Origin of the sequence: Dehalobacter sp., assembly GCF_030063005.1 — a bacterium.
Taxonomy (GTDB): Bacteria; Bacillota; Desulfitobacteriia; order Desulfitobacteriales; family Syntrophobotulaceae; genus Dehalobacter; species Dehalobacter restrictus.
The window spans coordinates 83,240-109,918 of the sequence record NZ_JAPDHR010000002.1; the positions used below are offsets into that span (position 1 = coordinate 83,240).

The 26,679-nt window shown below is 45.0% G+C and carries 21 protein-coding genes; 9 read left to right on the plus strand and 12 right to left on the minus strand.

Annotated features, from left to right (window positions below; translation table 11 throughout):
- Positions 1-6 precede the first annotated feature (6 nt).
- The 10 genes from OKX56_RS01095 to OKX56_RS01140 form a co-directional block, all read right to left on the minus strand.
- Positions 7-3,834, minus strand: coding sequence for a PAS domain-containing hybrid sensor histidine kinase/response regulator (locus tag OKX56_RS01095; RefSeq protein ID WP_287895334.1), 3,828 nt, complete (start codon positions 3,832-3,834; stop codon positions 7-9).
- Between the two features lie 13 nt (positions 3,835-3,847).
- Complete coding sequence (locus tag OKX56_RS01100; RefSeq protein WP_025205332.1) at positions 3,848-4,867, minus strand: protein-glutamate methylesterase/protein-glutamine glutaminase; 1,020 nt, start codon at positions 4,865-4,867, stop codon at positions 3,848-3,850.
- A gap of 22 nt (positions 4,868-4,889) precedes the next feature.
- On the minus strand, positions 4,890-5,705 hold the full coding sequence (locus OKX56_RS01105; RefSeq protein WP_287895335.1) for a CheR family methyltransferase: 816 nt from the start codon (positions 5,703-5,705) through the stop codon (positions 4,890-4,892).
- A 103-nt stretch (positions 5,706-5,808) separates the two neighbouring features.
- Positions 5,809-7,479, minus strand: a complete 1,671-nt coding sequence (locus OKX56_RS01110; RefSeq protein WP_025205330.1) for a methyl-accepting chemotaxis protein — start codon at positions 7,477-7,479, stop codon at positions 5,809-5,811.
- The gene (locus OKX56_RS01115; protein WP_015044367.1) at positions 7,476-7,985 is read right to left on the minus strand and encodes a chemotaxis protein CheW; all 510 of its coding nucleotides are present in this window, start codon (positions 7,983-7,985) and stop codon (positions 7,476-7,478) included. The genes OKX56_RS01110 and OKX56_RS01115 overlap by 4 nt, the downstream gene beginning before the upstream one ends.
- Positions 7,986-8,004: 19 nt before the next feature.
- Positions 8,005-10,149, minus strand: coding sequence for a chemotaxis protein CheA (locus OKX56_RS01120; RefSeq protein WP_287895338.1), 2,145 nt, complete (start codon positions 10,147-10,149; stop codon positions 8,005-8,007).
- A 30-nt stretch (positions 10,150-10,179) separates the two neighbouring features.
- The gene (locus tag OKX56_RS01125; RefSeq protein ID WP_025205328.1) at positions 10,180-10,545 is read right to left on the minus strand and encodes a response regulator; all 366 of its coding nucleotides are present in this window, start codon (positions 10,543-10,545) and stop codon (positions 10,180-10,182) included.
- Positions 10,538-11,155 (minus strand): TetR/AcrR family transcriptional regulator, encoded by a 618-nt coding sequence (locus OKX56_RS01130; RefSeq protein ID WP_025205327.1) that lies wholly within the window; start codon positions 11,153-11,155, stop codon positions 10,538-10,540. The genes OKX56_RS01125 and OKX56_RS01130 overlap by 8 nt, the downstream gene beginning before the upstream one ends.
- A 303-nt stretch (positions 11,156-11,458) precedes the next feature.
- Positions 11,459-11,665, minus strand: coding sequence for a hypothetical protein (locus tag OKX56_RS01135; RefSeq protein WP_015044371.1), 207 nt, complete (start codon positions 11,663-11,665; stop codon positions 11,459-11,461).
- Positions 11,666-11,909: 244 nt separating this feature from the next.
- On the minus strand, positions 11,910-12,458 hold the full coding sequence (locus OKX56_RS01140) for a Gx transporter family protein (RefSeq protein WP_287895342.1): 549 nt from the start codon (positions 12,456-12,458) through the stop codon (positions 11,910-11,912).
- 118 nt (positions 12,459-12,576) lie between these two features.
- On the opposite strand from OKX56_RS01140, the gene OKX56_RS01145 reads away from it, so the two are divergent.
- The 7 genes from OKX56_RS01145 to OKX56_RS01175 all read left to right on the plus strand — a co-directional run bounded on the left by OKX56_RS01145 (position 12,577) and on the right by OKX56_RS01175 (position 18,888).
- A complete protein-coding gene (locus OKX56_RS01145; RefSeq protein ID WP_287895344.1) occupies positions 12,577-13,374 on the plus strand; it encodes an energy-coupling factor transporter transmembrane component T family protein in 798 nt (265 codons plus the stop codon).
- Between the two features lie 16 nt (positions 13,375-13,390).
- Positions 13,391-14,230, plus strand: a complete 840-nt coding sequence (locus OKX56_RS01150; RefSeq protein WP_287895347.1) for an energy-coupling factor transporter ATPase — start codon at positions 13,391-13,393, stop codon at positions 14,228-14,230.
- Complete coding sequence (locus OKX56_RS01155; protein ID WP_287895349.1) at positions 14,215-15,081, plus strand: energy-coupling factor transporter ATPase; 867 nt, start codon at positions 14,215-14,217, stop codon at positions 15,079-15,081. Before OKX56_RS01150 ends, OKX56_RS01155 begins: the two co-directional genes overlap by 16 nt.
- Positions 15,082-15,237: 156 nt before the next feature.
- Positions 15,238-17,280, plus strand: coding sequence for a hypothetical protein (locus OKX56_RS01160; protein ID WP_287895351.1), 2,043 nt, complete (start codon positions 15,238-15,240; stop codon positions 17,278-17,280).
- A gap of 88 nt (positions 17,281-17,368) precedes the next feature.
- Complete coding sequence (locus tag OKX56_RS01165) at positions 17,369-17,830, plus strand: helix-turn-helix domain-containing protein (RefSeq protein WP_287895354.1); 462 nt, start codon at positions 17,369-17,371, stop codon at positions 17,828-17,830.
- Between the two features lie 11 nt (positions 17,831-17,841).
- Positions 17,842-18,510, plus strand: a complete 669-nt coding sequence (locus tag OKX56_RS01170) for an IS630 family transposase (protein WP_287895356.1) — start codon at positions 17,842-17,844, stop codon at positions 18,508-18,510.
- A gap of 141 nt (positions 18,511-18,651) precedes the next feature.
- On the plus strand, positions 18,652-18,888 hold the full coding sequence (locus tag OKX56_RS01175) for a Ger(x)C family spore germination C-terminal domain-containing protein (RefSeq protein WP_287895358.1): 237 nt from the start codon (positions 18,652-18,654) through the stop codon (positions 18,886-18,888).
- A gap of 42 nt (positions 18,889-18,930) precedes the next feature.
- Here OKX56_RS01175 and carB read toward each other — a convergent pair whose 3' ends face one another.
- Entirely contained in the window at positions 18,931-22,998 is a 4,068-nt protein-coding gene (carB, locus tag OKX56_RS01180; protein WP_287895360.1) for a carbamoyl-phosphate synthase large subunit, read from the minus strand.
- Positions 22,989-24,194: a carbamoyl phosphate synthase small subunit gene (locus OKX56_RS01185; protein ID WP_287895363.1), complete on the minus strand. Its 1,206-nt coding sequence runs from the start codon at positions 24,192-24,194 to the stop codon at positions 22,989-22,991. Before OKX56_RS01185 ends, carB begins: the two co-directional genes overlap by 10 nt.
- A gap of 292 nt (positions 24,195-24,486) precedes the next feature.
- On the opposite strand from OKX56_RS01185, the gene OKX56_RS01190 reads away from it, so the two are divergent.
- On the plus strand, positions 24,487-25,386 hold the full coding sequence (locus OKX56_RS01190; RefSeq protein WP_287895366.1) for a glycosyltransferase family A protein: 900 nt from the start codon (positions 24,487-24,489) through the stop codon (positions 25,384-25,386).
- Positions 25,387-25,555: 169 nt separating this feature from the next.
- Complete coding sequence (locus OKX56_RS01195) at positions 25,556-26,668, plus strand: glycosyltransferase (RefSeq protein ID WP_287895368.1); 1,113 nt, start codon at positions 25,556-25,558, stop codon at positions 26,666-26,668.
- Positions 26,669-26,679 lie beyond the last annotated feature (11 nt).

Consider the following 26,679-nt stretch of genomic DNA (forward strand, 5'->3'; position numbering starts at 1 on the left):
TCATTGCTAAGTGACTTTTTGAAATGACTTTTTAAAAACATAATACGCTTCTTTAAATAAGCTGAAATACTCAATCTCATCCCCAATATTATTTTTTCTTCTCGCCAGTTCGATTTTAAAAGCACAGAATTTCAATTCATCTGCTTCAATCTGATTGCACAGGTTTTTCAGCCGGTTGGCAATCGATTCTATCGCTTCATATTGCATGCTTTCGAAATGATCGTCGAGTTCTTTGATGCAATGCTCGATTTCCTGCATTACGGAAGTATAATGTTCAGTGTCTTTATTCTCAGATTTACTTGTAAAAATAATTTCGCCGTGATCCCCGAGCTCAACCTTATCCGGAAATTCTTGCCGGTTTTGACCCACCGAACCAATTTTTTTCATTAGATCGTTGATGTCAATCGGTTTTGCCAGATAACTATCCATTCCCATCGCCAGAAACCTTTGTTCGTCACCCTGCAACGCATAGGCAGATACTGCAATGATCGGTGTATGGGTCCGGCCGCCTTCAGATTCCCTGATATTTTTCGTTGCTTCTATCCCGTCCATCACGGGCATCTGGATATCCATCAGGATCAAGTCATATTTTTTTTTCTTAAAAAGATCCAGGACCTCCAAACCATTGTCTGCAGTATCGACCTGATGGCCTCTTTCCTTCAGCATGCGGCGAAGAAAGACTTGACTTACCTTATCATCCTCAGCAAGAAGAATATGCAAGGGCCGGATCATTGGGCTGATGTCAGGTCTAAGGAACGGCACTGTTTCGCTTAGTTTTCCTATTTTAAATTTGATCGGAAAATAGAATGTGCTTCCTCTTCCTTTTTGACTGCTGACCCCCATGGTTCCACCCATCAGCTCGACTAGCTGCTTGGAAATTGCCAACCCCAGGCCTGTTCCGCCATATTTTCGGGTAATAGAGCTGTCGACTTGGGTAAATGTTTTGAACAGGAAGGTCTGATCTTCTTCGGAAATACCAATTCCGGTATCCTGGACAGCAAATTTCAGTTCAATGTCCTGATCTGTCTTCAGAACGTTGTTTAAAGTGACAGATATTTTACCGGTGTCCGTGAATTTTATTGCGTTATCAACCAGGTTATTCAGGACCTGCCTAAGTCTGTTCGGATCACCGATCAGATACTTCGGGATGCTGGGATCGAGATCATACGTTAATTGAAGCCTCTTTTTACTGGCCCGCAGCGTATGCACCTTCGAATTCTTCTCAACCAGATCATGCATGTCAAAATTGATGTTCTCAACAACGAGTTTCCTGGCCTCAATCTTGGAAAAATCAAGGATATCACTGATCAACGCCAGCAGGGAATTGGCACAGATTTTGGCGGTTTCGAGGTTATCCCGCTGTTCAGGATTCAAGTCAGTGGCCAGCGTTAAATCAATCATACCGTTGATGCCGTTCACCGGTGTCCGGATCTCATGACTCATATTGGCGAGGAATTCACTTTTGGCCCGATTCGCGGCTTCAGCTTCTTCTTTGGCCTTGATGAATCTCTCCTCATTCTTTTTTCTCTCCGTAATATCCCGTGCAATGAGAATGAGATAGTCTATATGATTAAGTCTAAATTGCCGTATATTGATCTCAACGGGAATCTCTCTGCCATTTTTGGAAATGTGGATATCTTCAAACACATAGGTTTGATAGTTTCGAACTTGAGTCATCAATATATCCAGTTCCGCTTTGCCTATTTTGGAAATCATCTTTGGCGAATGTCCGATCAGCTCATCCCGCGTATATTCGAGTCCTTTGCAGGCGACTTCATTCACTTCGACAATCGTGATTTCACCTTTTTCATTGACCTGCTCCAGGAAAATGGCATCTCTGGCATTTTCAAAGACGCTTCGGAATTTTTCTTCACTCTCGATCAATGCCCGCTCCGAAGCTCTCCGCTCGGATATATCTCGTGCCAGGGAATATATGCACGTTTTGCCGTTAATATTTATCAGATGCACACTGACTTCAACCGGGATTTCCTTTCCGTCTTTAGTGACATGCACATGTTCCGCTGTATCGGATCCCTGCTGTATCAGCTGTTTCAATTGTTCAATTTGATCTTTCGTATCGTATTTAGCGATATCCGGCAGATATAGCTGAAGGAGTTCCTCTCTCGTATAGCCAAGTCTTTGACAGGTAATATCATTGACTTCAATTATTTTCCCAATCCGGTCATCATTCTCGATAATTTCAACGATGTAGATTGCATCCGTGACATTGTTATATAAATTTCGATACCGGGTTTCACTGTCCAGCAGCTGTTTTTCAATTTTTTTACGTTCGGTTATTTCTCTAAGCACGCACAACAACACCTGTTGGCCATTGATCATCGTGGTCTGTGCACTCACTTCAACAGGAACTATACTTTCATCTTTCCGTTTCGTGTTTGTTTCAATAAAGAATCCTTTTTCCACGGCAATCTTCAGTTGTTCTCCGGCAAACGTCACATCTTCTGCAAAATCAAAAACTGTTTTTTGCACAATTTCAAGATGATCATAGCCGTAAGCTTTCAAAGCTGCTTTGTTGGCTTCGAGAATTTTCCCATCCTGTGAGACGAACATAATCATATCCCTGGCATTTTCCGACAACAGTTGATAGCGCTTTAAAGCGTCTTCAGCAATCTTTCTGTCGGTGATATCCAGTATAATGCCGATTAGGCCGGCATACTCTCCTTCAAGATCATAATATGGGCCGCCTGAACTGAGACACCATCGATACTCCCCGTCATGATATCTTAAGCGATGCTCATATTCAAAAGATGTATGGTTCGCTTCTGCATTTTTTAGTATTTCTTTATAAGCGGCTCTGTCTTCGGGATGTATGACTGATAACCAGTGAATATTCATGCACTCTTCAAAGTTCATACCCAAAAAATCCAGCAGATTTTTATTCAGGTAAGTTATTTCTTTTTCTGTGGAACGCCAGATAGAAACCGGGAAATAATCCAGCAGCTTCAGCTGGAAATCGCGGGACTTAATCAGTGACTCTTCAAGTATCTTTTCTTCGGTGATGTCATTTAACGCAATAACGATATTTTTTTTGCCGTCTACCATCAGCGGGGAGATGCTGACATGAAACCATAATTGTTTTGTCTTGCCGTTAAGGATAAATGATTGGGAGAACTCCAACCCCTCGATAGATTCATTGTTTTTAAGCGCCCGCAAGCCGGCATGTGTAATCTCACACTGCTTACATTTCGCTGCGTAGCCGCAACCCCTGGGATGTTCAAAGCTGGCTGCACATTTGAAAGCTTCGCCAAATGTTTTACCAAGCACATCTTGTTTTTCCACATGCATCAGTTCGAGTGCTGCGTTGTTTACGCAGCTAATGTGCGCCAGCTCATCGATAATAACCATATTAACTGGAGACGAATAAAAGATTGTCCTAAAATTTTCTGCTTCATTTTTATAGTCGTTTTCAATTTCTTTGATTCTGGTGATGTCCCTGAAGACAAAGATGACCCCTCTGACTTGGCCGTCTTGTTCGATCACTGGGGAACTGCTGGCCGAAATGCAGATGATTTGGCCATCTTTTTTGATCAGTGCCGAATGGTTTTTTAAGCCCAGAGCTTTCTTTTTTTTAATGGTCAGCTCTATCGGAGAATCCATTATTTCTTCGGTTTCTTTATTGATAACTGGAAAGACTTCTTCAAATATTTTACCCTGAGCCTCTTCCGGCAACCAGCCCGAAAGCCTGGCAGTGGAATCATTGATGTATAAAATGGTTCCCAGATGATCCGTATACACGACACCATCTCCGATGCACGCCAAAGCCAACGCCATTTCATTTGTTGTGACATTGTAGCTTTTTTTGCTTTTATTCATTGGCCTTCATTCCTTACTTCAGCATCGTACAAATCAACTGAGGGATGTTCATTAAAGAAGTTTGTCTTTCAACGGCCCCGATATCATGAGCAACTTTCGGCATGCCGTAGACCACACAGGAATCCTGATCCTGACCGATCGTTCTGGCCCCTTTTCTTCTCATCTGCAGGAGTCCCTTGGCCCCGTCATATCCCATACCGGTCAAAATGACACCCAGCGCATTTTTGCCTGCTTCCTTGGCCACGGATTCAAATAAGACATCAACGGAAGGACAATGACCGTTGACCTTTTCTCCTGCGAAGCACTCAATCCTGTATCGATTGGCTATCTTTTTGATTCTGACATGCTGGTCTCCAGGCGCAACTAAGGCCATTCCCTGTTCCAGGTAATCCCCGGTCCGAGCTTCCTGGACCTTCAGTTTGGTCTGATTATTCAGCCGCTCGGCAAACATCCGGGAAAAAACAGGAGGGATATGCTGGACGATAACGATCCCGGGCATATTCGCAGGCAGTCGCTTCATGATATTGCAGACGGCTTCCGTTCCGCCGGTGGAAGCGCCGATCGCGATGATTTTTTCCGAATTCTCGGCATGCTGGCTTTCAACTTTTTCAGTCGTATCCTTCATCGACGGGATAATCCGGGCGACGGAGGCTACCTTGATCTTAATCTTCAACTCATTTAAAAAGGTTTCCACTCTCTGCGCAGCCTTCATATCCGGCTTGCCGACAAATTCGACAGCCCCGGCATTCATCGCATCAAAAACAGCATCGCTCACCGTACTGATCACAATCACCGGAATCGGATATTGCGGCAGCAGCTTGCAGATAAATTCAATCCCGTTCATTTTGGGCATCTGGACATCACAGGTCATGACGTCCGGTTCAACTTCCAGGATTTTATCCCTGGCTTCAAACGGGTCTGCGGCCATACCCACAACTTCGATCTCCGGGTCACTGGCGATTCCTCTGGCCAGAATCTCCCGGAAAACGATGGAATCATCTACAATTAAAACCCTAATCTTTTTTTTGGCCATGATATCAACCTACTTCTAAATATTATTCTTTTCTGTATACGGCTGGCATGACATATTTATATTGGGTTGTATCTTTGTTGAGTGATTCCGAATGACCGATGAACAGGTAGCCGCCATACTCAGTCATGTCATAAAATTTCTGAACAAGCTGTTCTTTGGTTGGCCCGTCAAAGTAAATCATCACATTTCGGCAAAAGATCACATGGAACTTCTTTTTAAAAGGAAATACCTTTTCCATCAGATTAAAGTTGCGGAAGATCACTTCATTCTTAATTTTTTCTACAACAATTGATTTTTCCCTGTCGAGCTTTTTAAAATAATTTGTTCTCCACAGCGCTGGCAGCGCCGCAACCTTATCATTGGCGTATTCGCCATTTCTGGCAATCGTTAAGGCTTTATCGGAAATGTCCGTTGCAAGAATCTTCGTATCCCACCAGACTTTTTCTCTGCCAAAAAACTCATCAATGATCATCGCGAGGGTATACGGTTCTTCACCACTGGAGCACGCCGCGCTCCATATCCGTAGATCCTTATCCCGGCAATGGGCCGCCAGCACAGGCAGAACGTTCTCTTTTAAGAAAGTAAAATGCTCCGCTTCCCGCATAAAAAACGTATGGTTGGTGGTAATCTTATTAATAAAGGTGGTCATGGCCTCCCCGCCGTTATGTGAAGTAATGAAATCGTAATATTCCGAGAAACTTTTAAAGCCGTTCTCGATAAGGACACCCTGCAGTCTGCCGTTAATCAGCGATTGCTTTTCTTTTTTTAGATGAATCCCATAATTAGCTTCGATATACGCTGCAAACTTCACAAATTCTTTTTCCGTTATTGTTATCATAACAGACCACCATCTTCTCCAGGCGTTTTTTATAGAAACTTCTAATTTCTGTTATTCTGAAGAGAGGGCCTCGAATCAGGCCCTCTCTTCTCTTGCATTTCACTTAGTACTTGCCGAATTCGTCGTCACTCAGGACAATTTTCTTTTTTGGCTTTTCCTTTGGTGCAAGAGTCGGACTACTACTGTTCATATTCTCGAGCATTTTCAGAATATCCGGGCTCATGTTTTCGATTCCTTTTAAGGAAGCGTACTGGCCGTTTTTCCGCAGTTTGAATTTGGCAACCTGAACATTCAGCAGCTCGGACTGGCTCGCCAGTTCCTCACTTGCAGCGGCACTCTCTTCAGCAGTTGCCGAGTTGGTCTGAACGACTTCCGCGACCTGAGCAATACCCTGGTTGATTTGGTTGATGCCAATGGCCTGTTCATTGGAAGCCACTGCAATGTTGTTCACCAGGTTGGCTACCTTCGAAATTCCTTCGACAATGTTGTTTAATTCTTTTGCCGTGTCGCTTGCTATCCGGGTACCGTTATCAACATTCTTGATCGAACCCTCGATCATATCCGTTGTTTCCTTAGCAGCGTTGGCTGAGCGAGCTGCGAGGTTTCTGACTTCTTCTGCCACAACGGCGAACCCTTTGCCGTGCTGTCCTGCCCTTGCAGCTTCAACAGCAGCATTCAGGGCCAAGATATTGGTCTGGAAGGCAATATCGTCGATGACTTTGATAATTTTGGAGATATTATTGGAAGAATTATTGATTTCATCCATTGCGCTAAGCATTTCCTTCATCTGGCTGTTGCCCTGGGCCGCATTCTTCTTGGCTTCTTCCGCCAGCTGGTTTGCTTCATTGGCATTTTGGGCATTGAGTTTGGTCTGGGAACTGATTTCTTCCAGAGAGGCCGTCAGCTCTTCAATCGAACTAGCCTGCTCGGTTGCGCCCTGGGAAAGGGCCATACTGGAATCGGACAGTTGCTTCGAGCCTGAAGCGACCTGCTCGGAAGCACTGTTGATATTACTGATCACTTCATTCAGGGTCAGCGTCATGGTCGAGAACGATTTGGCAAGCGCTCCGATCTCATCTTTGCCGTGGACATCGATATCGACATTCAAATCGCCGTCAGCAATTTTATCGGAAACTCCTACCAGTTTGCGGACAGGGTTTGTGATCGAGCGAGCCATAAAAAATCCGAGGATGATCGACAGAACGATTGCGGTCAAGGTGGAGACGGCCAGTATAATTATAGTTCTGGTTTCTTTGGATGCAATACGATCCTTTGCCGCACCAATGTTTTGAGCTCTTTGCTCTGCCATTTGCGTATTTAATTCGATTAGGGCTTTTGTTTCCGGTGCAATTTTTGCTCCAACTGCCGTGATTTGTGCAGCATTGCCTCCTTTGACTGCCGCAAACAGCTCTCCACTTACTGCAGCGGTCCAGGCGTTGCTTCTCTCTACCATGGCCTTGTTCTCAGGCGTATTCTCCATGGCTAACAATTCCTCTTGCAGTTTGGTGCACTTCTGGGAAATCGCATTGAAATCGTCAACATAGGACTGTTTTCCATACAACATGTAGGCTCTGGCAAGACTTGCTCCATCGGTGAAGCTTAAGGCCAGGTCTTCATTAATTTGGAATTTCACAAATTCGACTTCGGTCATCTGATTAACATCTTTGACCATAGAATTAACCTGGGTATAAGTGACTACAGAAATGACTGCCAGGATGACGACAATGACAATATAGCCAGCTAAAATCTTGGTTTGAAGCTTGTTGAAATTCATGATATTACCCCCTCACTAAGTGTAGATGTCAGATTAGACAGTTCTTCTTCTTTTAATAATTTGTCGCAATCAAGAATGAGCTTGATACTGTTATCGACCTTGCCGATTCCTTTAATGTATTTGTTACTGGCACCTCCGTTAACACTGGGAGGAGGCACTATTTCGTCTTCAGGGATGACAAGCACCTCGCATACGCTGTCCACGATCAGACCAATTGATATTTCCTGAATGTCGATCACGATGATACAGGTCCGGTCACTGTATTCCATAAATGGCTTTTTGAAACGCAGGCGCACATCGATGACCGGAATGATCTTCCCTCTCAAATTGACAATTCCACGAACATAATTGGGCAGCTCCGGCACTTCAGTAACCGGCTGGATACCGATAATTTCTGTCACGTACTTAATTTCAATCCCGTAGATTTCGTTGCCTAGAGAAAAGGTCAAAAACTTGTTTTTCTGAGTATCTTCTTCCAAATAATCTTCTGCAATCATTTCTGCCATTAAAATCACTCCTTTCTTGTTATTTCTTCACAAGTCTGGTTATACTCTGGATGTCAAGGATTAAACTAATGCTTCCGTCACCTAAAAGCGTACACCCTCCTAACACGTTATCTTTTTTAAAATTTTGAATGTAATACGGCAGTGCTTTAACAACGACCTGTTGTTCTCCAAGCAGTTCATCAGCAAATATACAACAAGATGTTTCTTCATCTTCAACCATGATAAATATGCCCTGGCTTAATTCCGTAATTTCAGTTTTGACTTTGTACAGCGTATGGAGCCTGATAACCGGATAACACTCACCCCTTACCATAATCATTTCATTTTCGTCAGGGTCTCTGATAATCTCGGATTCTTTCGGCCTGAATGATTCTCTGATGGATATTGTCGGTATGGTATACCTTGAATTTCCGACTTTAATATTCATTCCGCCGATAATCGCCAATGTTAATGGGATCTTCATCGTAATGGCAGTGCCTGCACCTTCAGTGCTGTCTACCGAAACGGATCCGCCTACCGTCTGGATATTCTTGGAGACGACATCCACGACGCCTCTTCCGGAAAATTCCGTGATGTTCTCTTTGGTTGAAAATCCGGGCAAAAAGATCAGATTAAAGATTTCGCGGTCGCTTATCTCCTGTTCCGATTTGGTCAGAAGGCCATTCTGTCTGGCTCTGCTCAGGATTTTTTCTTTATTCAGTCCTTTACCATCATCCCTGACAATGATCAGAACATCGCTTCCAGCGTTTTTTGCTTCCAGGGTGATTGTCCCAGCTTTGGACTTCTCTGCCGCAACCCGTTCCCCAGCCGCCTCAATCCCATGATCAATCGCGTTGCGGATCAGATGCATCAGCGGATCAGAAATATGTTCAATGATATTTTTGTCAACTTCCGTTTCCTCACCGATGATCTCTAAACGCACTTCTTTGTTCAGCTTCTTACTCATATCGCGTACGATTCTGTGCATTTTGTGAAAGGTCGTCGACAGCGGAACCATCCGGATCGCCATGACCATATCCTGCAATTCCCCGGTGATTTTTCCGAACTGCCGGGCTGCCTTATAGAAATTATCTAGCTGCAGCCCTTTAAGGTCAGGGTTTTGGGTAACCATGGCCTCGGCAATCACCATTTCTCCGACCAGGTCCATCAGTCTGTCCAGCTTGGCGACATTGACACTGATGATGCTCTGCTGGGCAGAAGAAAGAGAGACTTCCTTCTCGGCCTTTTCCTCCCTTTCAACTGTCTGTAGGACAGGAATCTGTGGGGTTAAAGCATTCTCATGTTGATTCATCACCGGTTCGTCTTCCTGATCTTCGATCTGCTCCAACTTCAGCTCTCTGAGGAAAATCGTCTGCATGAAGAATTCATGCATTTCTTCATAGCTTTTATCTGTCCTTAAGACTACTGTAAAGCCCTGTTCTTTAATGACCTGAGCACTCAGATCATTTTCAATAATATCTTCCGGGGTGAAAATGTACTTGTCCACAATTTCTTTCAAATTATGGATGACGGTGTAGGCTCTGATATTTTCCATTTCACAGCCGTCCTGATAGAAAATTACAGCCTTGTACCAGTTCTTTTTAGACAGGGCCGCCGGGGGCTCTGTTATGTTCGGGGCAATATAATATCTGGGTTTTTCTTCAGGTATTTTTTCAGTTATTTCTTCTATGTCTTCCGGCATGTCCTTCAGATCTTCTACTGAATTTTTCTTCGTTTCTTTCCTGGATGTAAATACTTTTTCTGCTGAAGAATTTTGTAATTTCAGTTTGTTCAGGAAATCTGCAATCGTCTCTTTCAGACGCTGTGCATCTCCGTCAACGGGGTCTTTGGCTTTGACTTTTTCCAGTTCGACTTTGAGAAAATCGACACCTTCGAGCACAATATCCGAAAGCGCGGAGCAGTCGACCTCCCTGGGATCGTTTTCGCGGATGAAATAAAACAAGTCCTCGATTGAATGGGCAAGAGAAGCGATGTTGTCAAAAAGCATCATTGCAGATGAACCCTTAATGGTATGCATGATCCGGAAGATCTCATTGACATCGTCTTTGGAAATATGATTGGATTTTTCACTGGCCAGAATGGAATGCTCTAGCTGTTCAAGCAGATTGGACGTTTCGAAAATATACAGGTCTAACATGGATTCATTGGAATAATTACCAGCCATTTTTATCTGCCCCCCAAACATATCAACTGACTATTTTAATGCATTCACCTGATTTAAGGTTTTGACTACGACATCCTCTTTGAACGGTTTGATAATAAAGGACTTCGCACCAAGCGCAACAGCCTGCCTTACCATACTTTCCTGTCCCATCGCGGAAACCATCACGACCTTGGCTTTCGGATCAAATTTCATGATTTCAGGTAATGCTTCCAAACCGGACATTTCAGGCATCGTAATATCCATGGTAACGACATCAGGTTGCAATTGTTTATAGCTTTCCAGGCCTTCCAACCCGTTCGCAGCCTCACCGACGACCTCAAAACCGTTGTTCTGAAGCATATTTTTTATCGCCAGCCGCATAAATGCCGCATCATCTACAATCAGTACTTTAATCAATGGACTCCCTCCTTTGAGGATTAATCTTGTCTTGAATGAAAGAACCCAGGATCGTGTTAACTGCCTCCAGGCATTTTCCCCGTAAAGAGAAAGAATACTGCTGTAGTCTCCACCTCGCGCAAAGCGCTACGCAGGTTCCGATAATAATATCAGTCAGCATCTCACTCGATAGTTTCGGAGATATTTCCCCTGTCTCCTGGCCTTTCTGAATAATTTTCTTTAAAAAAACAAATCGCGTTGAATAAATGTCTTCGACTTTTGATTTTAACGCTTCGTCATAGCGCATAATTTCCAAAGATAGAAGTACTGCGGTGATTGACGGGTAATTTTCGTAATACGAAGAAAATGATTCGACAAGAAAAATAATCGCTTCTTCCGTGGTTTCTTTCTGCTGGGCCGTAAGGAACAGGTCGCTGTCATACTGCGAGAAATAATCCAGGACGCCGAGCATCAGTTCATTTTTGCTTTTAAAATGCTTATAGATGGCTCCCTCGGTGATATTCTGCTTTTTGGCAATCTCGCGTGTTGAAATTTGGTGGATTCCGTATTTATCGATCAGATCAATTGTCGTTAAGATGATGCTTTCTTTCCGATGTATTAGTAAATTCATATGGTAATAAACTCCTATCTTGGAAAGTAAGTGTTTACTTACCATCTTTTACACCTAATATACTGCATAATTTGTCGAATGTCTACAATTTTTGACATAATATTTTAAATATTTTGATATATTCTTCGTATGGCTAAATATATATTTGGATTGGCTTACATACAATTTTAGGGGATAAAAAAAGGCTTCCTGTTAAATCAGATAAGCCTGTTTCCCTATTTAATATTTTTTCGTTGAATTTGGATTAAAGGAATCAAAAAAGAGATTGATGCAATTTGATTGATTCAATCTCTTTTTTGAGCTTTATGATTCGCAGCTTCCTGAACTGCAGTCCGATCCGCACTCACCTTTTAAGGGTGATTTGATTTCAAATTGGTCCCCATCGGGGGTGTCAATATAATTGATTACAACACCCTCAAGAACTTCTGTAAATTGCTTGTCTGCGACAATTTTTAGTCCATGCTGTTCATCAAATATATCGTCAGGGGTCTTTGACTCATCCAGAGTCATGCCGTAATTCGGCCCCCTTCAGCCAATGCCGGCTACATAGAGCCGCAAGTAAGAATCATCCATATTCTGAGTCACCATGATGTCTTTAATTCTCTTGGCCGCGATTTCAGTAACTTCAAACATAATCGCACCTCCTTTTTAGTCTGACAATCATTATTCATATTACATGAATGAGAAATGCTTGTCAAAACTGATTGAAAAACAAATTGAAAAGTTGTAGTATGTCTAATTAATTAGCAGATTTTTACGTATCCTCAAGCAGCGTATTAAACCGGTTTGTTGCCTTGACATATTTCACCAGTTCATTAATAATAATTCCGGTTATGATTCCGGTAGGCACTGAAAAAAGTAGCATAACAGGCAAGTAAAAAAAGATCCCTGAAAACCTTAGAACCAAGGCTGCCATGGCCAATTGCCCGAGATTATGGGCTACAGCCCCTGCTACACTGATACCAACCATACTCAGACCTGTAAATAGATATAACAGCATTGCCATGACGATCGCAGCTGCAACAGCGCCTAAAAAGCTCATAAAAAAACCCATGCCGAATAAGGTCCCACTGAGCAGAGAGCCGAGAATTGTCCGCAGTACGGTAATCTGCAGGGCCGTCTTAAAGTCAAAGACAACCAAAGCCACCAAGGTAATAATATTGGCCAAACCCAGCTTCACTCCCGGTATAGGCAGCGGACTAGGGAACATACTCTCAAGATAATGAAGAACGGAGGCTTGCGCCACGAGAATGGCAATAACAGCCAGTTTCTTTGTTGATATCACATTTTTGACATGTTCCATAACTGGATCTTCCTCCGAATTATGCAATCCCCTTCAGATCATGCAATTTTTATTTGCATTAAACCCATATAAGTACTATTATTCATACGAAACAGAAATTGTCAAAGGAGCCTTTTCAATGATCGGTATGAAATTAGGCCAATACGTCTATGGGAATTCCCTGCTCCATTTATTGGATCCCCGAACGAAAATATTGAGCTGCTTATTGGTCATTTTTTCCGTCATAATTACCGATAATTTGTATTTTCTGCTTTTCTTGATTCTATTAATGGCTGCTGCCATTATTTCTTCCGGATTAAGCTATCAATTAATTCTGAGCAGTTTATTGAAATTAAGATATCTGCTTCTTTTTACGCTGGTCTTCCAGGGATTTCTCACGCCGGGCGAGACCGTTTTGATGCTTGGAAAGCTCAGTATGACCAGAGAAGGTCTGATCTTAGGGCTGATCAATATATCGCGGCTGGTTATTTTATTTTTAGGCTCTATGATTTTACTGATGACAACATCATCCCTCAAATTGTCCGCAGGAATCGAATACTTGCTGCTACCATTAAGGAAATTACATATTCCTATTCATAATTATACAACCATCCTCAGCATTTCTTTTCGCTTTCTTCCTACTTTATTTGAAGAAGCGGCCATCATAAAAAATGCTCAAAAATCAAGGGGAGCCCAATTTAATTCATCAAATATTGCCGTCCGGATAAAGAGCTATACTGCCATTCTCATCCCCTTATTTGAAGCGTCCCTGGTTCGGGCCGCTGACTTGGGTGAAGCGATGGACAGCAGGTGCTTTACTTCCCATCCCAATCAGTTAAGGTTAAACCGTTTGCAAATGAAACGTCGGGATATCCTGTTCTTAATCCAAATGACCGCCGTTTTAGGTACAGGTATTACGATTAGCATTCTTCTATAAGTCAGGAGCCGAAAGTATGACTGCTCAAGGTATCGAATTCGTCAATGTCACAAAGCATTATATAGATTACTCTCAAGGGAAAACACCTGCGCTGAAAGATATCTCCTTGTCGATCAGGAAGGGCGAATATGTCGGTTTGCTTGGGATGAATGGTTCGGGAAAATCTACCCTGGCCAAACTATTAAATGGCCTGCTTAAACCAACGGATGGAAAGGTCTTTATCAATGGGCTTGATACGGCAAACATTGAACAACTGCCTGAAATCCGCAGACTTGTCGGTATGGTTTTCCAAAACCCAGATAATCAATTAATCAGTCCTGTCATTGAGGAAGAAATCGCTTTTGGCCCCGAAAATTTAGGGCTACCAATTTCAGAAATCAATCGCCGGATTAATTGGGCACTTCAGGTGTGTGGCCTCGAAGACAAAAGGCATCATGCACCGCATCTGCTTTCAGGCGGACAAAAACAAAAAGTGGCTCTAGCTTCGGCCTTGGCGATGCTGCCGGAATACCTCGTTCTTGATGAGCCGACTTCGATGCTGGATCCGACAGGAAGGAAGGAACTGCTCGAACAGCTGAAGGTCTTAAATAAACAGGAAAACATGACCATTCTGATCATCAGCCATAATCCTGAGGATTTGGTCCAGGCAGACAGGTTGATTGTTCTGGATCACGGATCAATCTTTTTACAGGGAACCCCAAAGGAAGTCTATGCTAACGCCAAGTTGGCAGAACTGGGACTGGATCCCCCCTCGGTTTACCAATTGATCAACCAATTGGGATTAAACGGATATCCTGTTCCCGAAAATGTCAAATCTGTTCGGGAGTTGGTGGATTTTCTATGCCTGCAGTTGTAGAAACGAATCATCTTTCTTATACGTACTTACCCGGTTCTGTTTACGAACATCAAGCCCTCAAAGACATTAATATCTCTCTACCAAAAGGAGAGTTCCTTGGAATACTCGGACCTAACGGTTCCGGTAAATCGACACTCGCCCAGCATTTCAACGGATTGATCCGGCCTACCTCCGGTCATATGACTGTATGCGGGATTCCAACTTCGGACCCCAAATTAAGTAAAGATCTTTGGAAAAAAGCAGGGCTGGTTTTTCAATATCCCGAACAGCAGATTTTTCAAGTTACGGTCTTTGATGAAGTGGCCTATGGCCCGAGGAACTTAGGCCTGCCTGAAACAGAAGTCGCAGAAAGAGTCTATGATGCTCTGCGGCAGGTTGGTATAAACCAGGAAAATATCAACCAACTGTCCCCGGTCACACTGAGCGGCGGCATGCGAAGAAGGGTCGCCATTGCCGGGATGCTGGCCATTCAGCCGGAAATACTCATCCTTGATGAACCCATGGCAGGTTTGGACGCTGCCGGCCGGAAGCTACTTTCGGATATACTCAAAAAACGTCACGAAAAAAAAGAAACGACGGTCATGATCTCTCATAACCTTAAAGAAATCATGGCCATCACGGATAAGATTGCTATTTTGGACAGCGGATCCATAATCTTTTTCGGAGACGTTAAAGACCTGCTGATGAAACCTGAAATTCTTGGTCGATATCAACTGGAATTGCCGGAGTACTTGCAAGTTGTTTATCGGCTGGCTGAGAAAGGGTTTACTATCAAAACGGACATCAGCAGTATGCAAGAAGCCGGCGAAGAAATCCTAAGATTTCTTCAAGAAAATAAACATGGGGCGTAACGATACGGCCCCTTTTTACAGGTGAGCCGGCGGCAAAAAGTAAAATAAATCGATAGAATACTTCTTTAGGGGTAGTTGCGTTTTGTCCATTTTCTAAGCCTGAACATATCATATTCCAGCAAATGTTTGGAATATTTTTTGTTTCAGGAGGAATGAATGCAGAACATGTTTTTTGAACGGGAAGACTGGAAATTATTCAGAAATATGGGAACCTTGCCCCAAAAAGCGGGGGTACCGAGAAGTAAATTGTCCATGCTGGTTTGCAAGGAAATCACGGATAATGCGCTGGATCTGGGCGGCGAACTCTATGTTTCAACCCGAGGCCAAAATTATAAAATCCATTTTCAAAACGACGGTACAGCCTTCCCGGAAAGCTTAAGCGATTATCACGAAGCCGGGACAAAAATCAGATTTACTCTGGGCGAAATGCCTATCGATTCAAGCTGGGCAAGCCTGGCAATTGAATATGCCCAAGGTGAAACCTATAGGGGAAAGACCTCGCCCTATTGGTATACCAGTGAAAACTTTTTTGAATTATTTCAGTCCTATAGCGGATCAGTCCGGGAACTAATCACGCAGTTCGACGGTTGTGCCGGTGGAAAAGCCGGGAAGATAGCCGCAGAATATACCAAGACGTCTGCCGCTGCCTTGGAGTTCGATGAGACGGAAGTGCTTTTGGCTGAGCTCCGAGCAGCGGTTAAAAATGTGAGTCCCGAGAGGCTGGGGCGGATCGGCAAGCTGGATGGGTACAGCGGCTATTGTAAATCAGCCGGTACCTTTAAGGCCAGGACCGTCAAAGGGGAACACGACGCGGAAATAGCATTTGTCCTTGAAGTGTACGCGACACCCTCCGATACGCCCCATATAACGGTACTGCTCAATAAATCCCCGGTGACCGGTGACGTCAATATTTACCACAATAAAAATTTGCTGAGTATTTTCGGCTGCGGTTTAATCCTATGTGTGAAAGCCAAACCTGCCGTTATTCTGATCAATATCATAACGCCCTATATCCCGATTGTGACAGATGGGAAAGAACCGGATCTCTCGATCATCAGCGACACCATCGCAGAAAGCATTCAAAAGGCGGTCAGCCGAGCCCAAAAATCCCTGCCGGGCGATGTGGTGGAACGAAAGAAATCCCAGAAAGAAGTCGTGGCGGCATGCCTGGAACAAGCCATTGCTAAAGCCAGCGGCAACGGCGAATACCGTTTCAGTCTGCGTCAGCTTTATTATGCCGTCCGGCCGTATGTGATCAAGGAAAGTGGCAAAGAACCGGATTACGCCTATTTCTGCACGGAATTGATCAGCAGTTATGAAGCACAGCACGGTGACATTCCGCTGATGTATCGGGATGAGCGGGGGACGCTGTACCATCCCCACTCAGGCCAGGATATTCCCATCGGCACGATCGCGGTGGAAAACTATCAGAAGCCCGTTTGGACGTTCAATAAAATCCTGTATATTGAAAAAAAAGGCTTCTTCAATGTGCTCAAGGAAAAGAAAATCCCGGAGAAATATGATATGGCTTTACTCACCAGCAAAGGTTATGCCAGTCGAGCGGTCAAGGATTTGTTGGATACGCTCGGAGAGAATTCGGAGGAAGAGATTACTTTTTTCTGCATTCATGACGCGGACGCATATGGCACGACGATCTATGATACCCTGCAAAATGAAACCAAAGCCAGGCCCGGCAGAAAAGTGAAGATCATCAATCTGGGGCTGGACCCGGAAGAAGCCGTCAGCATGGGGCTGGAAATCGAAAAGGCAGGAAAAACAGGCCGCAAGAAGGGCGTGGCCAGCTATATTGATCCCGAGTGGGAGAGCTGGCTGCAGGACTACAGAGTGGAACTGAACGCCATGAGTACGCCGCAGTTTCTTGCCTGGCTGGAGGGAAAAATCAGGCTTTACGATAAAGGCAAAGTGATACCGCCCGAAAGTACCATGCTGGAGAGCCTGGATCACAGCCTTCAGGATAAACTCGGCCAAAAGCTTGCAGCGGAAATATTGGAACAAAACCACTATGCTGATCAGGTTACGCAAGCGGTCCGGCAAGTTAAAGAGCGCTGCGGCGACAGCCAAACCCGGTTAGCTGAGACAGTGCAGGCGGAGCTTAAGAAGGAACCGGTCAATCTATGGAAGGATGTCATTAAGGCCGTGTCTGAGGATATGATTAAAAATTGCCGTTTTTTAAATTGAGAATACTAGTATTTTGCAACATCTAAAAGTTGTATAAAGTTATTTAGCTGGCGTATAATATTCTTAATAGAAAGAGGGGGAATATTATATGCCTTCAGTCAAATACATAATAGAACTGACCGAAAGTGATAGAAAAGCATTGACTGACCTCGTAACAAAAGGAATAGCACCAGCAAAATTAATACTACGAGCAAATATACTTTTGGCGTCTGATAGAAACAGTGCCAAACATATGACAGTAGCTGAAATAGCAGAAACTTTTCATACAACACCCACCACTGTACAGAAAGTGAAAACAACATACGCAGAAAAGGGATTAGAGCAAACACTCGTAAGAAGAAAACGGAAGACGCCGCCAGTTCCGGCAAAGGTTACAGGAGACGTTGAAGCGCATATAATCGCATTATGTTGCAGCGATCCCCCAAAGGGATATTCACGTTGGACAGTCCGACTCTTATCAGAGAAGTGTATAGAACTTGGATATGTGAAGTCTATCTCTCCTATGACAATAAGCCGTACACTTAAAAAAACGAACTTAAGCCTCACCTGAAAAAATGTTGGATGATACCACCAGAGCAAAGTTCAGCTTTTGTTGCCGCAATGGAAAATGTGTTGGAGGTATATAGCTGGCCTTATAATGAGGATTATCCTGTGATCTGCATGGATGAAAAACCTGTTCAGTTCTTTGCTGACACGCGCAAGGGCTTTAGGTCTAGAAGAAATGCTGCGGGGTATTATGATCATGAATACATCAAAAACGGAAACGGTTGTATCTTTATGTTTACAGAGCCACTGCAAGGCTGGCGATATGCAGACGCCCAAGAGCACCGAACAAAAATCGACTGGGCGAAGCAAATAGCGTGGCTGGTTGAAGATCAATATCCAAGGGCTAAAAAGATTGTGCTTGTCATGGATAACCTAAATATCCATTCCGTTGCATCATTATATGATGCTTTTGAGCCAAAACGCGCTTTTGAGATTGCAAATCGCCTGGAAATACATTACACACCAAAACACGGAAGCTGGCTGAACATTGCTGAGATTGAATTATCCGCTCTTGGGCGGCAGTGCTTGGAAAGTAGACGTATCGCCTCGCTTGAATTATTACGGAAAGAACTTAAGTTCTGGTTTGTAGACCGCAACAAGAAACAGCGAGGAATTGATTGGCACTTTACTACAGATGACGCCAGGATTAAGCTCAAGCGCCTTTATCCGATTGTTAACTTTTAGCTGTTACAGAGTACTAGTGTAATTAATCTTAAAACAACCGAATTTTTAAACAGAGGCTGAGCTGACCCTCAGGGAAAACCAGACTTGTACAGATCCACAAGCGGACGTTAGTGGCAGCAGCGTAAATGTTCAGGATCTGCTTTGAATTGCTCAGCCCATAATATTATCGAAGACAGGCTGCGGGATCTGTCCATGCAGGCAGTTGATAAGGCCAAAGAATACAATTCAGATTTTCTTGGTTTTACAGAAAAACTCCATCGTACTAACCTCTCAGCATGGCAGACGCTAGGACCGGACTGGCGGAAATCTTTTAGCACAGTGGAAGTAGAGATCGTGGTCGATGCTAAGGTCGTCCAAACCGGGATGATGGGGGAATAAACTATATTGCAATATCAATTACAATTGATATTGTATCGTTAATTAAATCTCTACGCTTCCTTCGAATACCTTTTCCGGTTTTCCTGTCATATAGACTGTCTCATCCGTATATTTAACAACCAGGTCGCCGCCTTTTAGCTTCACCAGAATATGTTCTCCTTTTTGGCAGAAACCGTTCAGAACTGCAGCAACGACAGCCGCGCAGGCGCTGGTACCGGCCGCAAGCGTTTCGCCGTTGCCGCGTTCCCAGACCCTCATTTTGAGGGTATTTCGGTCAATCATCGTGACGAATTCCACATTGACCCTTTCCTGGAATAACGGAGAATATTCGAAGGCCGGTCCTTCTGTCTCCATATCGATGCTTTCCTGGTTCGCAACAAAAATCGCACAATGCGGATTTCCCATAGAGACACAGGTGATGTTGTAATCACGGCCAGCGATCGTTACCGGCTGGTTCACAATGACTTCTCCGGGCAGTCTGACCGGAATCTTCTGAGGCGCCAGCTCCGCCGGGCCCATATCCACGCAGACTGAATCCACTTTCCCGTTTTGGATATAGAGTTTCAGCCTCTTAACCCCGCTCAGAGTTTCAATGGAAATCTGATCCTTTTCCACAATCCGGTTGTCGTACAGATATTTCCCGATGCATGTAAGCGCATTGCCGCTCATTTTACCTTCGCTGCCATCCAGATTGAACATCTGCATCTTAGCATCCGCTTTGTCGGACGGGCAGATCAGCACGATCCCGTCCCCGCCGATACCATAGTGCCTATCGGATAAATAAACACTCAGGGATTCCGGGCTGACGATTTGTTGATCGAAGCAGTTGAAATAGATATAATCGTTGCCGCAGGACTGCATTTTTGTAAAGGTAAGCTGCCGCCGTTCGCTGCGCATATGGTTGATGTCCACAAGCTCCGTGTTGTTCTGGGAATACCGGCTCTTCAGACTGTTGGCTAACGCATTGGCGGTATCCAGCGAGGTCAGGCACGGAATTGCTGTCTCGACTGCCTTGCGGCGGATTTTGACACTGTCCAGGCCTGGCAGCCTGCCTTTGGCGGAAGTCGAAATAATATAATGGATCTTGCCGCTTTCCAGCAGCGTTTGGATATTGTCATGCTCTGATTCATGAATCTTCTTGACCGAAGTTACCTGCAGACCCGCTTGCTCCAGCACTTTGGCCGTTCCGCCGGTCGCATAGAGTTTAAAGCCCAGCTCGCTGTATTTCCTGGCGATATCAACCATCTCCGGCTTATCGCCGTTGCGAACCGTAATTAAAACGCCACCCTGCTTCACCATCTTGTACCCGGCGGCAACCAGTCCCTTATAAAGCGCCTCGGCCAGCGATTTGCCGATACCCAGCACCTCGCCCGTCGACTTCATCTCCGGGCCCAGCTGCACATCGACGTCGATCAGTTTTTCAAACGAAAATACCGGAACCTTGACCGCGACATAAGGCGGGGTTTTATACAGCCCTGTACCAAGGCCCATATCGGTCAGTTTTTCGCCAAGCATGGCCCGGGTCGCGAGGTCAACCATCGGCACGCCGGTCACTTTGCTGATATACGGGATCGTCCTTGAGGAACGCGGGTTGACTTCAATCACGTAAATCTCTCCGGCATGAACGACATACTGAATATTGACCAGCCCCTGGGTGTTTAAGGCCAGGGCCAGTTTTCTGGAATAGTCAATGACCCGTTCCGTCAGCTCTCCGCTTAAGTTCCAGGCGGGATAGGCTGCAATCGAATCACCGGAATGGATACCGGCCCGCTCAATATGCTCCATGATCCCGGGGATCAGAATCTCTTCACCGTCACAGATCGCATCGACTTCGATTTCAATACCTGACAGGTACTTATCGATCAGTACGGGATTTTCGATGTTGTAAGTCAGGATAATGTCCATGTATTCACAGATATCCTGATCACTAAACGCAATAATCATATTTTGTCCGCCAAGCACATAGGAAGGGCGCATCAGGACCGGATAGCCGAGCTTATTCGCCGCCTGCAACGCTTCATCGGTGTTCATCACGGTATGTCCCTGAGGCCGTTTAATGGAGAGTCGTTCCAACAAAGCGTCAAACCGTTCCCTGTCTTCGGCCGCATCAATGCTGTCGGCCGGTGTGCCCAGAATCCGTACCCCCTGGGCTTCCAAGAACTTCGTCAGCTTAATGGCCGTCTGTCCGCCAAAAGCCACGACGACGCCATAGGGCTGCTCCGTATGAATCACATTCAGAACGTCCTCATTGGTCAGCGGTTCAAAATACAAGCGGTCGGCCGTGTCAAAATCGGTCGATACGGTCTCCGGGTTATTGTTGACGATCACGACCTCATAGCCTGCTTTTTTCAGCGCCCACACACAATGTACGGAAGCATAGTCAAACTCGATCCCCTGGCCGATTCGGATTGGTCCTGATCCAAAGACAATAATTGTTTTCCTGCCGCTATTCCGGGCTTGGATAAACTGCTCAGCCTCATTGGCTTCATCGTACGTCGAGTAAAAATACGGGGTCTCCGCCTCAAATTCAGCTGCGCAGGTATCGACCATTTTGTAAGAAGCCCAGCGTTTCTGATAGATCCCCTGCGCGATCCCCTGTTCAATCCTGCAGCCTGAAAGCCGTTCAATCACTTTATCAGGATACCCAAGTTTCTTGGCCTCTTCGTACAGCTCCTGCGTTAGAGGTCCGACGGCCAGCTCTTTCTCCAAAGCTTTAAGGTGAGCCAGTTTGTATAAGAACCAGAGGTCAATCTTGGTGATCTCATGAATCAATTCGCAAGAAATGTCCCTTTGCAGCGCTTCAAATATCACAAAAAGCCGTTCATCGTTGCACACCGCAATCAGCTGTTCAATCTCGGCATCCGTCAGTTTCTTGAGTTTGGGCAGGTTTAAGCTGTCCAGGGAAATCTCCGCTCCCCTGACCGCTTTCATAATGGCCTGCTCAAAGCTCACGCCGATGGCCATCACTTCGCCGGTTGCTTTCATCTGCGTGCCCAGTGTGCGTTTCGCGTAAACAAATTTATCAAACGGCCACTTGGGCAGTTTCACCACGACATAATCCAGCGCCGGTTCAAAACAGGCATAGGTCTTCCCGGTGACGGCGTTTTTAATCTCATCGAGCGTATAGCCGACCGCAATTTTCGCGGCGACTTTAGCAATCGGATATCCGGTCGCCTTGGAGGCCAGAGCCGAGGAACGGGATACCCTCGGGTTCACCTCAATGACGGCATAGTCAAAGCTATCCGGATGCAGCGCGAACTGGCAGTTGCAGCCGCCTTCCACTTCCAGGGCCGTAATGATATTCAAGGCAGCCGAGCGCAGCATTTGATATTCTTTGTCCGAAAGCGTAACGGCCGGCGCGATAACGATGCTATCCCCGGTATGAACCCCGACCGGATCGAAATTCTCCATACTGCAGACGGTAATAACATTCCCCACCCGGTCCCGCATCACTTCAAACTCAATCTCTTTCCACCCGGAAATACATTTTTCAATTAGGACCTGGGTAATGGGTGAAAGCCTCAGACCGTTGGCCGCAATTTCCTGCAGCTCGGTTTCATTATAGGCAATCCCCCCGCCTGTTCCTCCCAGTGTAAAGGCTGGCCGAACAATGACCGGATAGGATATCTCTTCCGCAAAGGCGAGGGCAGCAGGGACATCCGTCACGACCAGAGAAGGGATGACAGGCTCGCTGATCGCTGCCATGGTATCCTTAAACATCTGCCGGTCTTCAGCTTTATCGATAGTTACCGGATTTGCGCCCAACAGCTTGACACCTTGCTTTTCTAGAAATCCTTCTTTGGCAAGCTGCATGGAAAGTGTCAGGCCGGTCTGACCTCCTAACGTAGATAAAATGCTGTCCGGTCTTTCCTTGATGATGATTCTTTTGATGGTCTCCAGCGTTAACGGCTCGATGTAAATTTGATCGGCCATTGCGTTATCCGTCATGATCGTAGCTGGATTGGAGTTGATCAGAACGACTTCCAGCCCCTCTTCTTTCAAGGCCCTGCACGCTTGGGTCCCCGCGTAATCAAATTCAGCAGCCTGCCCGATGACGATCGGACCTGAGCCAATGACCAGTACTTTTTTTATTGTTTTATTTAACGGCATGTTGAGCAGTCCTTCCTCATCAAATCAATAAATTGATCAAATAAATAGCTGGTATCCAAGGGCCCTGCCGAAGCTTCCGGATGAAACTGCGCCGAAAAAGCTGGCATATTCAGATATTCAATTCCTTCGCAAGTCCCGTCATTGGCATTCTGGAAACGCATGCGGGCATGGGCAGGGAGGCTGTTGGCGACAACTGCATAACCATGGTTCTGGCTTGTAATGTAGACCCTGCCGGTTTTCAAATCCTTCACCGGCTGGTTGGCGCCCCGGTGCCCGTATTTCAGCTTGGACGTTTCGGCACCCTGCGCCAGCGCCAGCAGCTGATGTCCGAGACAAATCCCGAAAATTGGCAGACTGGAGACAGAAAGCTTCTTCAGTTCTGCGATAATTCCCTTATTGTCGACCGGATCTCCCGGTCCGTTGGAAAGCATGATCCCGTCCGGGTGCAAAGCCAGGATACTTTCGGTAGATGTCTCAGCAGGCACCGTGATAACCTCACAGCCGCGTTTGATGAGCTCACGTCGGATATTTTCCTTCGCTCCGAAATCCCACAGGACCACCCGGTATTTGCCGGTTACTTCTTTGGCGACCACTGTCGCTACATCTCTAGATGTGGCAACGTCAACGGGCTTACCTATGTCTCTGGTTGGGACTATTTCAATGGATGAGATGCTCTTCCGGGTTACATCGGTGTTCTCGGTCGGTATTGTTTCCCTGCAGGAAACTGTCTGGACCGCGTCCGTAATTTTATAGGCATTGATTTCAGCCAGATCTTTTTCAAGATTGTCCAGGGTTGCTGTGATTTTGGCGTTCATTACGCCGACCTCGCGGATGATCTTGGTGAGTTCCCGGGTGTCAACCCCATAAACCCCGACAATATTCTGTGCTCTTAAAAAAGTGTCAAGCTCACCCTCACAGCGAAAGTTGGAAGGAACTTGACACCACTCCCGGACAACATAGGCTTTCAATTTCGGGGAATCACTTTCAAAATCGCCCGGAATAATCCCATAATTTCCGATCAAAGGGAACGTCTGAACCACAATCTGCCCGTAATAGCTCGGGTCAGTCAGGGTTTCTAGATATCCGGTCATTGCAGTAGTAAAGACAATCTCACCGACTGCCTCTCCTGCTGCCCCGAAAGGCTTCCCTTTAAAAACCTGGCCATTGGCCAGGATAATATACACATTCTGCTGCACGCGGATCCCTCCGTTGTTCTTATTTCGATCGGCTGATCATCAGCCTGTTTGCCGTCGCTAAGTAAAATGATCTGATGAGTAAAATCAATGGAATAGAGTTCTCCAAATAGCATTATATCACGGGAATCGCTGAAGATAAAACGACGCCCTTTCATGAATACTGTATTCTCTTGGTGCCGAAATCGAATACCAAGCTTTTTATAGCAACATAAAATTGAGGACATTTTTGTAACCTCTTGTCCACAGAACGACATATGATGTTATTGAAAAAAATTGGAGGTAGAATAAATTTATGACACCACCTTTTATCACCTATTCGACATTTCACAGGCTGGGGTTAAATGCTAGAAATTTAAACTCCCTATTCAATACCACAGATGATTTTGAACTCCATATCATTGACAGCAATTCGCAGGACGGAACATGGGATTATATTCAAAGTCTTAACGACAACCGCATCAAATCTAAAACAAGGCTGCCCGCAAATTATGGTCCCATTTACGCGCTTAATTACAATCTGGCCCGCAGAAAACCAGACCAGTATTTTATTGTCCTCGAAAGTGATGTGTATTTTTATGTCCCGGATTGGATAAGCCGGTTTATGAAAATATTTAAAACTTTCCCGGAGGTAGGGCTGCTGGGGTTGTCCAAGGCCCACCCGTATCCGGCCTATTATCCGGAGGTTTCCCTTCAAGAGAGAAGCGGTGTAAGCTACCTGCAGTTAATGCATACTGAGGTCGGTAATGTCCTTGATTTTGTACCCGGGCAATGCCAGATCCTAAAACCGGAGCTTATTAACCTTATCGGCTATTGGTCCGAGGAAAACGGCTACGGGGATGCCGAACTGTCGCTCAGAATTAATAAATATACGCCGTTTAAAGCAGGATATGCAATCGACATCCCGATTGATATGCTCCAGACTGTACCTTGTGCGACCTGTGAGGGCAGCCGATGGTGCATCTGCAACAGAATAAATCTTACCTGCTTTGACCTTAGAAAAGCCAAGCATAAGAATGAATCTTTTGTCTTGACCCACGGATGGAAATACCTTGAATGCTTCAAGGAAATTCGTGAAGGTAAGCGAACAGTATACTGCGCATCAATTCATGATCCGAAATCCTACAAGAATCACCTTTACCATATGGATTGGGCCCTGGAGAATTTCAACTTCTATGTAAGTAATGCCAACTAGTAGATTGATTCGTAAATCCGGCGCTTCACACTCCATGCTCCGCTCAATGCTGGCTATCCATTACAGAGACTTGGTCTGGAGCTAATGAAATCAACGTTACTCTAGAGAGATAGAAATTAAAAAAGCATTGCTAAGAATAATGTTAAGAAGAATGAAAGGACAAAAATTAATGAATACAATCAATCAAAAAAAAATAGCAATTCTCGATGACTATTTTCCTAATCTGACGACGGGTTTTAGGATATCTGAATTTAATTACTATTTGGAGAAGTATCCGAACTGTGAAGTGTACGCGACCAGATATGACATGCATCATCATGAATATGCTGCCGTATATCCGCAGTATAAGGATAAAGTAAAGCCGTTTACCCAGTTTGACTGGACCGGCCAGTCTTACGCGCTGTATTATATGGTATTTTTAAGTAACGCCGCTGCTTTTCATTTTGTCTATGAAATGTTTAACACGCCGTTTATATTTGAACTCTATCCCGGAGGGGGATTTTGGATCAATGATGACGAAATTGATGCCAGGCTGATCAAAATCCTGCAATCCCCTCTTTTGAGAAAAGTCATTGTTACGCAGAAGAGGACGTACGACTATATTACCAGCCGCGGTTTTGTTACGCCGGACAAGATTGCCTATATTTATGGGATGGTGACATATCCGGAGTATTTCCACACGACCGTACCCAAGCGATTCTACGGAAAAGATAAAAATACGCTCGACATCTGCTTTGTGGCTCACAAATATATGCCAACGGGAATGGATAAGGGTTATCCCATTTTTATCGAGATGTGCAAAAAGCTCGCTTCAGTAATAGAGGATATCCGGTTCCATGTCGTCGGCAATTTTGACCGGGATGAAATTGATGTCAGTGAGTTGGGCAGTCGGATCGTATTTTATGGTCTTAGAGATAAAAGCTTTTTCCCACAATTCTTTTCCGGAATGGACATGATCGTTTCACCGAATCTTCCTTTTGTCCTGATACCGGGTAAGAACTTTGACGGCTTCCCTACAGGCTGCTGCATCGATGCTGCCCTGCACAACGTTGCTGTTTTCTGTACCGACGAACTGAATATGAACGACCATTTTGAACACAAAAAGGACCTTTTTATTATCCCCACCGATGCCGGCAAGATTGCTGAAAGTATCATGGAATATTACCAAAGCCCCGAAAAGTTATACAGTATGTCGGCGTGCGGACAGGCAAAATTCAGAGAGATCTTTGACTTTGAAAAACAAATGAGAGACAGAGTATCAGTCATTGAACAATATGTGTAATCAAATAATCG